We start from the raw sequence: 14710 nt of genomic DNA on the forward strand, positions 1-14710 counted from the left end.
TTGGGTTCACCAAGAAAACGTTTTTATAAAGAATACCGCCAAAAAATCTATTATGAATTTTTTGGCGGTATTCTTTTTTTATTGAACCACTTCTGGGTATAAAAGTTTTAAAACGTCCATTGTCAAGCGTCTACCCTGTCCAGCGTATGGATACACATGCATGTGCATGGCTGGATTAAAGTTCGCTTCGATAATCCCGTACGTTAAGCTATCACGTGTGCCTTTTACGTCTTTGTCAGGAATGATTAAATCAATACCGCAAATTTTGGCTCCTAAAGCAGCTACGGCCTCAATGGCGATTTGTTTATAACTATCATCAATGACATCGGTCATATCAATCGAATCCCCGCCCGTGCTAACATTAGAATTTTCTCGCAAGTACACGATTTGCTCTTTTTCTGGCACAGAATAGATAGTTAAACCTTGTTCTTTCAACATTAGTTTTTCTAAATCATTTAACTGGATTAATTCTAGTGGTGCACGGTGATTGGTCCCACGCAATGGATCACTATTTTTAGCGGCCACCAATTCTTCTACAGTGTGTTTGCCATCTCCGGTAACATTGGCTGGCACGCGCAACATGATGGCTTTTACATCATTATCTAACACAAAGAACCGATATTCTGTTCCAGGTAAAAATTCTTCAATTAAAACCGCTGTGTCCTCTTTAAAAGCAATCCGTAACGCTTCCGTAAAGTCTTCCAACGAAGCTCCTTCTTTAAAAATCGTAATTCCTAAACCGTAATTCGTTGATTTTGGTTTCACGACAAACGCTTTATTGGCATAGCGCAAATGTGCTTCTTGTGCCTCAATAAAAGATGAAAATTCTTCCCCGCCAGGCACATGGAAACCCGCTGCAGACAAAATTTTCTTTGTCACGGTTTTGTTTTCCATAATCAATGGTACCACGTAGTTATCTTTGCTAGTCATGTTGGCATTTTTGACGTATTCAATGTGCTCGCCATGTTGCAGTTTCAAAAATTGCTCTTGTTCATCTAAAATTTCGATTTCCAAACCTTTTTGAATCGCATCAAATAAGAAAATTTGTGTGGATAATTCCATCTCACGGAAACCAGCTAATTGATAAGGGCGTTCAAAGGCCATACTTTGATATTGGTTTCCAAAAATATTTCCCAGTTCACTGTTGGAGTTTTCTTGAATAATCGTCCACATTTTGCCAGAAACGGTGTCTTGTGGATTCCGCAGTTGTTGATAATACTTACCGACAACTTCTTTGCCTTTACGAATGCCTAGAGCATCTAACATATCAATCATTTCTGAAAAAATCCGATCGCCTTCTGCAATTAACTTAATCGTTTCATGAGGATGACCAAGAGCCACTTGTTCATTAAAAATATCGCCAGTTTTTACCCATTCATCCGCTTCTTCTTTTTCATCTGTCCACAATAAATACAACATGAAATAATGTAAGAAATCCACGGTATCTTCCACAATGCCTAAACGTGAAAAAGGATTTAAGTCTAAATTACGCAACTCGATATAGCGAATACCTGTTTTAGGCAGATCAGACATTTGTTTCCCGCCACGTAAGCGCACAGGCGCATAAAATTCTTTTTCTTCAGAAAGTAAACCATTTTCCACCATGCGATGAATATCTTCTAAATAGCGTTCCAATGAGGCATACGATACTTTCACATTGTCATGATTTCTGTAGCCATACGTACTATTCCGAATACTGCGAATGGGTTCTTGCGGTTGGTCGTCATAGACCCTAAAGTAGCCGTCTTCACTAACTGGCGAAGCCCCAAAAAGATACGTAATTAACCAACGATAACGTAAAAAGTTACGGGCAACTTTCATGTACACTTTCGTTTTAAATTGTTTGCAATCTGTCACTTCGGATTGTTCATCATATAATTGCTGAATCAGGGTTTGGTCATATTCAAAATTAAAATGAATTCCGCTGACCATTTGTTTTCGTTTGCCATACTCTTTTGCCAAATAACGACGATATAACACTGCATCATATTGATCTAATTTAGCAATTTTAATCTCTTCATCTTTTGTTGGTAATTGTGGCGGCATACTTAATGGCCACAACATTTCATCTTCTGGAATCGAACGACGAGCCACATCGTGAATGGCATCTAAAAAACGAAGCATTTCTGTGCCGCTATTTGCTACAGGCGTGATTAGTTCTAATTGTGTTTCACTAAAATCTGTTTGAATATATGGATGATAAGAACGGTTACCAAAAACCGTGGGATGATCAGTTGTCGCTAAAAGCCCTTCTCGTGTACTACGTTGGTTTTCTTTTTCTAAACCAAAACGAGCCATCAATACGTAAGGACGAACATTTTTCTTTTGCATTAATTCTCTATAATTCATCTTGTCGCCTTTCTTTCTACAAACTATCTGTTTCTCTTACTATTATATAGGAAAACGAGTAAATATGCTGTTTTTTTGAACGTTCGCTTGAGAATTTTCGAGACACTTTTTGAGAGCGCCTTTTTCCGTTATACTGAAAACAACTAGTTTATAGAAAGTGAGGATTGCTCATGAAAAATCGTGCATTACTTTTAATTGACTTTCAAAAAGGCATCGAAAGTCCGTCGCAGCAATTGTACCGTCTGCCAGCAGTGTTGGAAAAGGTCAATCAGCGTATTGCTGTCTACCGCCAACACCATGCGCCCATTATTTTTGTTCAACATGAAGAAACCGAATTACCTTTTGGCTCAGACTCTTGGCAACTTTTTGAAAAACTGGATGCACAACCTACAGATTTTTTCATCCGCAAAACACATGCGAATGCCTTTTACCAAACAAATTTAAATGATTTACTGACGGAACACGACATTCAAACGTTAGAAATCGCTGGTGTCCAAACCGAGTTTTGTGTGGACACTACAATTCGGATGGCTCATGGTTTAGACTATACGTGTTTGATGACACCGAAAACCACTTCCACCTTGGATAATGGACATTTAACAGCGGCACAAATTATCCAACATCATGAAGCTATTTGGGCTGGCCGCTTTTTGACTTTTTTGAGCCTGTGACAAAAATCACTTTGGATTTTTGTTCCGGGCTCAAAACCTGATAAACGGCGGGAACCGAAGCAACACTACGCGTTGCTTCGATCACAACAACTTCTAAGAGCTAAAGCTCTAAGAGTTGCGATGTTTCACTGTGAAGCATGAACAGATGAAATCATCGTACCTACTTGGTGAAGGTCCTTCGGAACTTACAAGGATAAAACTGTGACGAGCCTTTGGCGAGAAAACAATAAGCCGAAATTGACTTTCTCACACAAGTGTTCGGCGTATCTTAATCCTTCCAAGTGTTGAGAATCACGAAGAACGTAGTGATTCGATGATGAACAATACCTACTTGGTCTCCAAAAATTAAAGAGCAATTTTCGGAAATTCCTTCTTATTGCTGAGAAACACTATTTGCAAAGCAAATAGATGTTAATCAGTACCTACTTGGTTCTCGGAGCTAAACGGTTCTGTCCCGACCTCTTTTCCAAAAAATTGTTTGTTCACTATGTTTTCTTGTCGTATTTCATGTTAGTATAAGGAAAAAGTGTTCAGTTGATTAGTTGAAGATTTAGAGTGTGGGACATAAGTCGATTAGGCTTGTCTCTCATGTTCTGTTTTTTTTATGTCATCATTCACTAAACTAATAAATAATTGGAGGTATTTTATGAACAAATTTTTTACAGCCCAACGTTTAAAAGACACCGCCTATGTAACAGTCGGTGCATTCATTTTGGCCATTTCAATCAATGCGGTCTTATTGCCAAATAAACTTGTCGCAGGCGGAGCCAATGGCATTAGTATTGTTATTAATTATGTTTTCGGGATTAGTCCCGCCATTGTTCTTTACGCCATCAATATTCCTCTTTTAGTGCTTTGTTTCTTACTTCTTGGGAAAGAGGTCGGTGTCAAAACCATTTATGGCAGTCTTATTTATCCATTTTTTGTAGGAATTACTTCGGGGATGCCTGTTTTAACACATAATATTTTTCTAGCAGCATTATTTGGCGGTATTATTACAGGTGCTGGCCTAGGCTTGGTTTTCCGTGGCAATGCTTCAACTGGTGGGACAGCAATCATTTCACAAATTGTCAATAAATACTTCAAAGTTTCCTTAGGTATTGCTATTTTATTCGTCGATGGTTTAGTCATTTTATCAGCAATGTATGCTTTTAATGCAGATATTGTGTTATTCTCTTTAATTTGTTTATTTACAATTGGTCGTGTCGTTGACATGATTCAAGTTGGTCTGGTTCGCTCGAAGAATGTGATGATTATTTCACCAAAATATGTCGCTATTCAAGAACGCTTATTACGTGAACTAGATAAAGGTGTGACCTTGGTGCCAATCGAAGGCGGTTATCGAAGCGCGAAAGGCATGCTCTTAATGACTGTCATTCGTGAAAAAGATTTTCCCCGCTTAAAAGAAGCCATTCTTGATATTGATGAAGAAGCTTTTTTGATTTCAATGAGTGCGAGTGAAGTCTACGGAAAAGGATTTAGCTTGAAAAAAGTAGCTGATTCTTATGGTGTTGAAGCTACTAATGCCAATAATTTACAATAGTTTTTTGTAGGAAAAGAGCCGCAAAATCTGTAGAGATTTTGCGGCTCTTTTTACATCTTCATCCAGACAGGTTCTAAGCTATTGCCATCCAAATCTTGCACCTCTAAGCCATACATTTGCTCTTCTGGTATTCCCATATCAACTCGGTAACAGTTGCCTCCGTTAGCTTTGGCGGTTTCGCCAAACTGTTTTACGGCTTCGGCACTCTCTAAACTAAAGGAAATTAATGCTCCACTGGTTGTTTGCGCATCAATAATTTGCTTTTCTTGGATAAATTTTCCATAAAAGTCATGGTTCAACAACATAATCCAAAATTGATCATCCCACATCATCGAACTAGCTTCCTCTGTTGAAAATTCCTCGTTCTTTTTGAATCCAAGTTTTTCATAAAAGGCTGTAGAACGTTGGACATCCGCTACTGGGAAGTTAACAAAAACCATTGTGCCCATGTGATTCATCCCTTTCTTTTAATCATCTACGACAGCTAAGTGTGCGTTGCGACAAAATCAACAAGCTTGTTTGATTTATACTAGCATATTCATAAAAGAAATGTTACTAAAACGTTTTCTTAAGGTAATTCTCGATAAGCCAAGTGCTGAATGATTTCACTATGTTGTGGATAATCGTTTAACAATTCCGCTTGAGTAAATAACTCGAAGTCTTCAAACTCAAAGCCTGGTGTAACCACACAACTGACTAACGCAAATCCTGTCGCTACTGTAGAGCCAAAGATTGTGCCGGCAGGAACTGAGAACGAAAGCTGTTGTCCTTGAACTAAGTCTTTCCCTAACTGAACAGCTTGATACGTTCCATCAGGAAAAATACAGTGAACGGTTAATGGCTGACCATCGTGAAAAAACCATAATTCATCCGCTTTTAAACGATGAAAATGTGACGGACTTTCTGTATTTAATAGAAATAAAATCGCTGTATGCAACGCCCGTTCGCCTCGTTTGGTCGGAATCAATTGTTCACTTTTATTGGTTTGTTTAAAATAACCGCCCTCAGGATGCGCTTCTAATCCTAACTTCTCAATCCACATTTGTTCTGTCATCTTCTCCCTCACTCCTTCATTTTTTCAGAAACGATTTAGGAAGAACTTAGAACATCCGTCCCAATCCTAAAATAAACGGCAAGACAGGAGGTCGGGGCAGAACCGTTTAGCTCCGAGAACCAAGTAGGTACTGATTAACATCTATTTGCTTTGCAAATAGTGTTTCTCAGCAATAAGAAGAAATTTCCGAAAATTGTCATAAAACACAACGAGGTACGAGTTGATGTTGCATGATACCTACCCGGTGTTCTTTAATTTTTGGAGACCAAGTAGGTATTGTTCATCATCGAATCACTACGTTCTTCGTGATTCTCAACAATTTCGGCTTATTTCCGAAGGACCTTCAACTCTTAGAGCTTTAGCTCTTAGAAGTTGTTGAGATCGGAGCAACGCGTAGAGTTGGTTCTGTTCCCGCCGTTTATCAGGTTTTGAGCCTGGGACAAAAATCCAAAGTGATTTTTGTCCCAGGCTCCTGTCCCACGTTCTTCCCAAACCTGTTATTTTCTACAACTAAACATCTTTTAATAAGCCTTTAAATAAGCCCATTGCGAAATCGTTGGCATTAAATGGTTCTAAATCGTTAATGCCTTCACCTAGACCAACTAATTTCACTGGCAAGTGTAATTCATTCCGAATAGCAATGACAATACCACCTTTGGCTGTTCCGTCTAGTTTGGTTAAAACTAAGCCAGTGACATCGGTTGTTTCTTTGAACTGTTTGGCTTGTGTCATCGCATTTTGCCCAGTAGTTGCGTCCACGACTAAGAGAACTTCGTGAGGCGCATCTGGAATTTCTCGTTGGATGACTCGTTTGATTTTTTCTAATTCCTTCATTAAGTTGACTTTATTTTGTAACCGACCTGCTGTATCCACTAGCAAAACATCGGCCTGCTCTGCTTTGGCACGTTCCACTGCATCGAAAACGACCGCTGCTGGGTCGCCGCCAGCATTCCCACGTACAACTTCAACGCCAGCCCGTTCGCCCCAAACAACTAATTGATCGATGGCGCCCGCTCGGAACGTATCGGCAGCGGCCATTAAAACTTTCTTTCCTTCCAACTTGTATTGATGGGCTAATTTACCAATGCTGGTTGTTTTACCAACTCCATTAACACCGACAAATAAAATCACGGTTAAGCCATTTGGCTGTAAGTTAATCGCATTATTTTCATTAATTCCTGCTTCTTCATACAAATCAACCATTTTTTCAATGATGGTATTTTGAACTTGAGCTGGTTTTTTCACGTTTCGCAGTTTCACTTCTTGTCGCAAGGCTTCTGTAATTTTTAAGGATGTATCAAAGCCTACGTCTGCACCAATTAACGTTTCTTCTAATTCTTCAAAGAAATCTTCATCGACGCTTCGGAAATTAGCAAACAATTCGTTCAACCGTTGACCAAATGTTTTACGCGTTTTTTCCAAGCCTTTTTCATATTTTTCTTGGACTTGCTCTTCTTTCGACTCTTCAATTTCTTCTGAAACCTGCGTGTCTGTTGGTTCTGCCAACGGAGTTACGACACTACTTTCTTCCTCAGGCGCTTCCACAACAACTTCTTGTGTTTCCTCTGTCAGGATTTCTTCTGGCTCTTCTTCTAATGCTTCTTCTACGCCAGCTAATTTTTCCATTTCAGCGTTATCTGTTAAATCGGCTGTTTCTGTGACTTCTTCCGCTGTCGTTTCTGGCGTTGTTTGCGCCTCTTCTGCTGCGGTTTCTTTTGATTCAGCAGGCGCTGATTCATCACTAGGTGTTTCGTCTACTGTTTTTTCAATTATCTCTTGTTTTTCTTCTTCCTTTTTTTCAGCGGAAAAAGCTTTTTTAATTTTATCAAAAAATCCCATTCTTATTGGCCTCCTTCCAACGGCGTTAAAATATATTTTTCGACCGCTTTGGCAACGCCATCTTGGTCATTCGTGTCTGTAACGACATCTGCGGCTTCTTTAACTAATGGAATCGCATTTGCCATGGCGACACCTAAGCCAGCGTATTCGATCATCGGTAAATCATTTTCTTCGTCCCCTAGGGTCATGATTTCTTCTGCACGGATTCCTAAATCTTTGGCTAACAAGGAAATACCATAGGCTTTCGTAATCCCTTTTGGCATAAATTCTAATAAGTTATTTCGCGTTTTAATAATTTCAAAGCGCTCATAAAAGGAGGCCGGAATTTCCTTGATGCGTTCATTTAAATACGCTTCATCAATCGCAACAACAACTTTGTTATAAATTCGATTCGGGGTTAACTCTTCTAATTTGTAGGACTCAAAGGTTAATAATTTGTTTAGAGAACTATAAATTGAAGGATAATTAGGTGCAGAAGGCAGTTGCATCACGACCTCATCGGATAAGACATCAAACGGCATGTTGAGTGTGGTTGCTAATTGGTACAGCTCATGAATCGCTTCCAAGGGCATCAATGTTTTCTCAATAATGGCCCCTGTATCATTTTTTTGAACCAATCCGCCGTTAAAAGTAATGCTATAATCGCCTTCATCTTGTAAACCTAATTCTTCTAAGTAAGGACCAATAGCTGCCAAAGGTCGACCTGTGCAGATAACAACTTTCACGCCTGCTTGTTTCGCAGCCATCAGTGCTTGTTTATTCCGTAAAGAAATCTCTTTTTGGCTATTTAATAATGTTCCATCTAAATCAATAGCAACTAATTTTATCAAACGTTCGCTCCTCCTTGCTTCTGGCTAATTGCTTTTTTCAATTGCGCCACCTTCTTTGACCTCTTCCAAGCGAACTGAAACGATTTTTGAAACCCCAGATTCTTGCATAGTCACGCCATATAAAACATCTGCGGCTTCCATTGTCCCTTTACGATGTGTCACCACGATAAACTGTGTACCATCTTCAAATTCGCTTAAATAATGGCCAAAACGAGCAACGTTGGCTTCATCTAAAGCTGCTTCTACTTCATCTAAAATACAGAACGGAACGGGTCGAACACGAATAATTGAAAAGAGTAATGCAATCGCCGTTAATGCCCGTTCGCCTCCAGACAACAAGCTTAAATGTTGTAATTTTTTCCCTGGTGGTTGCGCCTCAATCTCAATCCCTGTATTCAAGAGATCCTCTGGATTGGTTAGCACCAGTTCTGCCCGTCCGCCACCAAACATATTAGGAAATACCACTTTAAACTGGCCACGAATTGCTTCAAAGACTTCTTTAAACCGTTCTTTCACTTCTTGGTCCATTTCATCCATGGTTTCAAATAATTGTTCTTTCGCATTTAATAAATCATCTCGTTGACTGACTAAAAATTGATGGCGCTCATCGACTTGTTCAAATTGCTCGATGGCACTTAAGTTAACAGGTCCTAACCGCTCAATTTCTTGTTTTAGGCGTTTCACTGTTTGCTGCGCTTGCGCTAAATCATCGATTGGGAAATACGCTTCATAGGCAGCTTCAAAGGTTAAGCTGTATTCTTCCTGTAAGTAACTTAATGAGCTATCTAATTGCATTTCTGCACGATTTTTTAGGACTTCAATTTGTGTTTTATCTGCTAAATACTGTTGTTGGCGTTTGTTTTCTTCCGCTAATTTTGTATCTAACTCGTCTACTTCTTCTTGCAACGCTTGTCGTTGACTGCGTGCCGTTTGTAAAGAGGTTTGCAACGCTGTTTGTTTCTCCGCTAATTGAGCGACTTGTGCCGCTAAGCCTTCTTCGGTTAACTGGTGATCGCTAGAATGGCTACTTAATTGTTGTAGCTGTTGACGGATGGCCGTTTCTCGAATCAACAATTCGTCCAATTGTTCTTGTTTGTCTTGCTTTTGACGAGCAAAATGGGCACATTGTTCCGCCGCTACTGCTTGTTCTGCTTGAACTGTCGTCAAGCGTTCTTGCGCTTGGGCTTTAAAGGTTTCCATTTGGCTAGCTTCTTGTTCCACTTGTTTCATTTCAGCATCTAAACGTTCTTTCGTTGCCGTTAAGTTTGCTTGTTGCTCTGTCAATGTGGCTTTTTTCGTTTGATATTCGGTTAAGAATTGATGTAATTCTCGTGATTCATATTCAAACAAGCGTTTTTCTTTTGTTAAACGAGTAATCGTTTCTGTTTGATTGGCTAATTTATTGTCAATTTCTTGTTGTTTTAAGCGATTTTGTTCACCAGCAGAGCGCAACATTTCTGCACGTTCCGTGGCTGTTTTCACTTCTTGCGAGAGCGCTTGGACTTCTTGTTCCACACTTCTTAGTTGTGTTTCTAATTGAGTCATTTGTTCAGTAATTGTTTGAAGTTCTTGCGCTTGTGAAAATAGGCTTCCTTGGTTGCCACGTTTATTGGCTCCCCCAGTCATCGAACCGCCAGGATTCATCACATCGCCTTCCAATGAGACAACGCGATATTGGTAATTGACTAATTTTGCTAACTGGTTGGCACTCGTTAAATCTGCCGCTAAAATCGTGACGCCTAAGAGATTTTGAATAACGGTTTGTACTTGTTCTGGATAACGAACTAATTCACTGGCAATCCCCACGAAGCCCGGTGCACCAGCCAAACGATTCTGAACCATCGCCGATACAGAGCGCGGCTTAATGGTAGTCAATGGTAAAAAGGTTGCCCGGCCACTGTGTTGTTGTTTTAAGAAGGTAATGCCTGCTCGACCATCTTTCTCATTTTCCACAACAATATGTTGCGCCGCACCACCTAGGGCCGTTTCAATCGCCAACGTATATTCTTTAGGCACTTCAATTAACTCAGCCACTGCGCCAACAATCCCAGTTAATTGGTTTTTGTGACGCAATACAGCTTTCACGCCTTGATAGAAGCCAGCGTAATTTTCTTGAATTTCTTGCAAACTTTTTTGGCGTGCCTTCGCTTGTTGCACTTGATTCATCGCTTGGTACATATCGTTTTGACGCTGTGCTAATCGTTCACGCTTAGCTTCAAGCGTTGCTTTCAACGCAGTGTATTCTTCCAGTTGTTCTTGTAAGCCTTGTTTTGCAACTTTTTGCTCTTTTTCTAGCGTCTCTTTCATTGCAAGAGCTTCAACCATCTGTTCTTCTAGCGCTTCGTGTTTTGCTAGCGATTGTTGATTTTTAGCTGTTTCTTGTTGATATTGTCGTTCTAAATATTTTAAGTCATTGGCTGTATTGGCTTGTTCTTGCATGACTTCCACATACTGACTGCGCAATTCCTCCATCAATTCTTTAGAAGACTTACTATATTTTTCCACATCTTTCGTTGCCAAAGCCAATGCTTCTTTTAACGTCTGACGTTGTGCCGTTTTTTCTGCGATTGCTGTTTCCAGCGTCTGCAATTCTTCTCGATAACGAACAATTTTTTCGGCCGTTTCTGCCAATGTCTCTTCGTATTCGCTTGCCGTTTGGGAGGTGTGTTTGGAACGTTCAATTAAAACATTTTTTTGTCCTTCTGCTTGTTTCAACGCTTCTGTCACTTGTAATAATTGTTGTTGTTCCGTTTCAATTTGTTCATCTAAACGATTGCGCTTGCTGCGTAAACGTACCAATTTGCCTTCTAAGTCATGGACTTGCTTACTTGCGCCAGCTAACTTTTCTTCAATGGCTGTTAATTCTTGCGTTTTCGTTTCCCAAATAGCTTTTGCTTCTTGAATTTCGGTCACAGTTAAATTGACATCAATTTCGGTAAGTTCTTCTTTCAAAGCTAAATACTTTTTAGCCGCATCTGCTTGGGCGGCTAGAGGAACTAATTGGTCTTCCAACTCGTAAATGATATCTTGGACACGGCTTAAGTTGTCCTCGGTTTCAAAAAGCTTTTGTTCAGCCTTTTTCTTTCGTTGTTTGTATTTTAAAACGCCCGCTGCTTCTTCAAAAATCCCTCGACGGTCTTCAGGTTTACTATTAAAAATCGCTTCAACTTTCCCTTGTGAAATAATTGAAAAAGATTCTTTGCCTAACCCTGAATCCATAAATAAATCTTGAATGTCTTTTAAACGGCACGCTTGTTTATTAATAAAAAAGTCACTTTCGCCCGTTCGTTTTAAACGACGGGTGACACTAATCTCACTATAATCCAATGCTAAATAATGGTCGTTGTTGTCTAACGTCACGGTAACTTCCGCAATATTTAGCGGCTTACGACCTTCCGAACCGGCAAAGATAATGTCGTTCATTTTGCCACCGCGAAGGTTTTTCGCAGATTGTTCACCTAATACCCAGCGAACGGCTTCCGTGATATTACTTTTCCCACTTCCATTCGGACCAACCACTGCTGTCACATCATCTTCAAATTCAATAATGGTTTTATCTGCAAATGATTTAAATCCTGTAATTTCAATTCGTTTTAAATACACGAATATTGCTCCTTCCAGCCTTACTGAGGAATACTTTTCAGTGCCCGCTCAGCGGCATCCTGTTCAGCTAACTTCTTCGATTTTCCTTGGCCTAACCCAATGAGTTCACCATTCATGTAAACTTCAGTGAAAAAGGTGCGGTCATGAGCAGGGCCTTCTTCTTTAATTAAGCGATATTCAATTGAAACATCGCCTTTACGTTGTAAAACTTCTTGTAATTGTGTTTTGTGATCCATCTCATGTGAAAAAGCACCGGCATCAATTTTCGGAAAAATAACGTCTTCAATAAATTTCTTGGCTGCGCCAACTTTTTGGTCTAAGTAGAGGGCACCTAAAAAGGCTTCAAATAAGTCACATAATAATGATGCACGTGTTCGTCCGCCCGATGCTTCTTCTCCTTTACCTAATAAAATGTAGTTGTCGAAGTGACATTCTTTCGCAAATTTGGCTAAACTATCTTCCCGAACGATGGCTGCGCGCATCTTCGTTAATTTTCCTTCTGGAAGTTCTGGGAATTTTAAATACAAATATTGTGAAACAATTAATTCTAAAACTGCATCTCCTAAAAATTCAAGACGTTCATTATCGGATAATTTTAAATAGCGATGCTCATTCACATAGGATGAATGAGTAAAAGCTTGCTCTAATAGATTGACATCATGGAAAACAATGCCGTAACGTTCTTTTAACTCTGTTGTTAACTGATTGTCCATTCTCCACATTCCTTTACATTTATTTACACCTTGTTTCATTATACTTTTTTTTTCACTTTTTTTAAATGGTTCTATTCAGAAAAAGCCTGTTATTCACTGTGTTCTCATTATTTTTTAGAAAAAAATAAATAAATAGAGCTATGGCTGAGATGAAAGCGTTTGTTTACGTAAGAGATAGAAAGAGCGTGGGACAAAAATCACTTTGGATTTTTGCGCCACGCTCAAAAACTGATAAACGGCGGGAACAGAAGCAACTCCTTCTTATTTCTCGGAGTTAAACACTTCTGTCCCGACCTCGTTCTATCTCTATTAAATCAGCGGAACGTTGTTTAACGTTTTTCCGCAGTGACACCCACTGTTGCCCATGGATTATCTTTCGTATCAACTGCCCAAGTAAAGTCAACTACACGGTCGTTGACAGGCAAGACTTCATTTCTGTAAAGCGTTGGGATTACAAACGCTTCATCAATGGCATACTCTTGCCAATCGTAGAAGGCTTTTTTACGTTTTTCTTCATCAAATGATGCTTTTGAATCAATCGCATCAAGTAATTTAGTATTTTCTTCTGACTCAAAACGTGTATAGTTAAAGGCTGAGTTTGGACCATATAAGCCGGTTGGTGAAGGATCTGAACCTGTGCCCCACGCGCCTTGATAGATATCTACTTCTGGGTCATCATTTTTCAATTTATCATAGAATGCTTGGAAATCAATTAAGCGTCCTGTTGTATACGTTACGTTTAAGCCAATTTCTTTCCATTGTTGGACATAGTAATCAGCAAGTGGTTGTGCAGTTTCGCCGCCTGACATTGAAGCAAACTTGATTTCTAGTGGTTTGCCTTCTTTGTCTTCGCGAATGCCATCGCCGTCTACGTCTTTATAACCAGCATCGTCTAATAATTTTTTCGCTTTGTCTAAATCAAGCGTATAGCCTTTCGCTTCGCTATCATGCAAGCTCTTGAAGACTGGTGGGATTAACGTTGTTGCCCCTGTTCGTAAGCCGTTGTAGAATTTTTGGCCGACTGCATCATTGTCAATTGCATAGCCCATGGCTTGACGTAAGCTTTTATCTGCCATTTTAGCTTTTGGATTGTATTTCACTGTATTGGTTTCTTTGTCAAACGTACCCATTTTAAAGCCAATATACGTGTAGGCTTGTTCGGGACGTCCTAAGATTTGATACCCTTCAGTATCTTTGTATGTTGGATACGTATCTGTTGGCATTGATAATGCAATATCGTATTGTTTCGCTTTCATCGCTTCTACAATGCTCGCAGAAGGAACAGATTTGAACACTAATTTATCTAATTTAGGTTTGCCACCGTAGTAATGCTCATTTGGTAGGTATTCAACAGATTCACCTGTCACAATATTACTCATGTAGTATGGTCCAATAGTCACAGGGTTTTTACGAACTGCATCGCTTGATTCCATGTCTTTAACAGCAATTCCTTCAAAGGCATGTTTTGGTAAAACTGAACCCCAAACACCGCCACCTAATTGTTGCATTCCTGGGTGAACTTCTTTATAAGTGATTTTAACTTCTTTATCATTGACTTTTTCTATGCCAGAAATGGTTGGCGATTTACCAGCATGGTAGTCTTCCATGCCAACAATATTCGTAAAGTTATCATCATAACGAATCCCTGTATAGTCTTTATGACCAATGACTTCATAAGAGAAAATCACGTCATCGGCTGTCACATCTTTACCGTCAGACCATTTCAAATTGTCACGTAATTTAATGGTCGCTGTATTGGCATCTTCATCTAATTTCAGATCCGCAGGACCCCCATCGACAATCTTAAAGTCTGCATCATTGTTAAATAATGGCTGTACTGTTGGAAGCATGTATTGTGCATCATAGTTGTCTTGATAAAATTCTTGCTGGAAAAGTCCTTGGAATTGTGTATCCATAACTACAGCGACATCTAATGTCCCGCCATCAATTGCTTTTTTATCATTTTTAACAGCGATTGGCATTTTTGAAATGTCTTCTGTTTCCGTTGCTTTATTGCCCCCGCCTTTATTGCCGCCACCACATGCAGCTAACCCGAATACTAACACAGAAGCTAACGTGATTGCACCTAAAATCCGTTTCTTGTTCAT

The 14710-nt window shown here is 39.5% G+C and carries 10 protein-coding genes; 2 read left to right on the plus strand and 8 right to left on the minus strand.

Annotated features, from left to right (window positions below; genetic code table 11):
• Positions 1-78 precede the first annotated feature (78 nt).
• Positions 79-2349 (minus strand): bifunctional glutamate--cysteine ligase/glutathione synthetase, encoded by a 2271-nt coding sequence (gene gshAB, locus IGI80_RS02435; RefSeq protein ID WP_202229284.1) that lies wholly within the window; start codon positions 2347-2349, stop codon positions 79-81.
• Between the two features lie 170 nt (positions 2350-2519).
• On the opposite strand from gshAB, the gene IGI80_RS02440 reads away from it, so the two are divergent.
• Both IGI80_RS02440 and IGI80_RS02445 read left to right on the plus strand, forming a co-directional pair.
• A complete protein-coding gene (locus IGI80_RS02440; RefSeq protein WP_438722595.1) occupies positions 2520-3020 on the plus strand; it encodes a cysteine hydrolase family protein in 501 nt (166 codons plus the stop codon).
• A gap of 646 nt (positions 3021-3666) precedes the next feature.
• A complete protein-coding gene (locus IGI80_RS02445; RefSeq protein WP_002368434.1) occupies positions 3667-4563 on the plus strand; it encodes a YitT family protein in 897 nt (298 codons plus the stop codon).
• A 50-nt stretch (positions 4564-4613) separates the two neighbouring features.
• On the opposite strand, the gene IGI80_RS02450 is transcribed toward IGI80_RS02445, so the two are convergent.
• The 7 genes from IGI80_RS02450 to opp2A all read right to left on the minus strand — a co-directional run bounded on the left by IGI80_RS02450 (position 4614) and on the right by opp2A (position 14710).
• Positions 4614-5012, minus strand: a complete 399-nt coding sequence (locus IGI80_RS02450; protein WP_002354951.1) for a VOC family protein — start codon at positions 5010-5012, stop codon at positions 4614-4616.
• 119 nt (positions 5013-5131) lie between these two features.
• Positions 5132-5617 carry a cupin domain-containing protein gene (locus tag IGI80_RS02455; protein ID WP_002381091.1) on the minus strand — a complete coding sequence of 162 codons (486 nt, stop codon included), beginning with the start codon at positions 5615-5617 and terminating at the stop codon, positions 5132-5134.
• A 510-nt stretch (positions 5618-6127) separates the two neighbouring features.
• On the minus strand, positions 6128-7456 hold the full coding sequence (gene ftsY / locus IGI80_RS02460) for a signal recognition particle-docking protein FtsY (RefSeq protein WP_002386263.1): 1329 nt from the start codon (positions 7454-7456) through the stop codon (positions 6128-6130).
• Positions 7457-7458: 2 nt separating this feature from the next.
• Positions 7459-8286, minus strand: coding sequence for a Cof-type HAD-IIB family hydrolase (locus tag IGI80_RS02465; RefSeq protein WP_002359053.1), 828 nt, complete (start codon positions 8284-8286; stop codon positions 7459-7461).
• Between the two features lie 24 nt (positions 8287-8310).
• Positions 8311-11889 carry a chromosome segregation protein SMC gene (smc, locus tag IGI80_RS02470; protein ID WP_002365356.1) on the minus strand — a complete coding sequence of 1193 codons (3579 nt, stop codon included), beginning with the start codon at positions 11887-11889 and terminating at the stop codon, positions 8311-8313.
• 20 nt (positions 11890-11909) lie between these two features.
• Positions 11910-12602 (minus strand): ribonuclease III, encoded by a 693-nt coding sequence (gene rnc / locus IGI80_RS02475; RefSeq protein ID WP_002354946.1) that lies wholly within the window; start codon positions 12600-12602, stop codon positions 11910-11912.
• 329 nt (positions 12603-12931) lie between these two features.
• On the minus strand, positions 12932-14710 hold the full coding sequence (gene opp2A, locus IGI80_RS02480; protein WP_002365357.1) for an oligopeptide ABC transporter substrate-binding protein Opp2A: 1779 nt from the start codon (positions 14708-14710) through the stop codon (positions 12932-12934).

This window comes from Enterococcus sp. DIV1420a (assembly GCF_051712165.1).
Taxonomy (GTDB): Bacteria; Bacillota; Bacilli; order Lactobacillales; family Enterococcaceae; genus Enterococcus; species Enterococcus faecalis.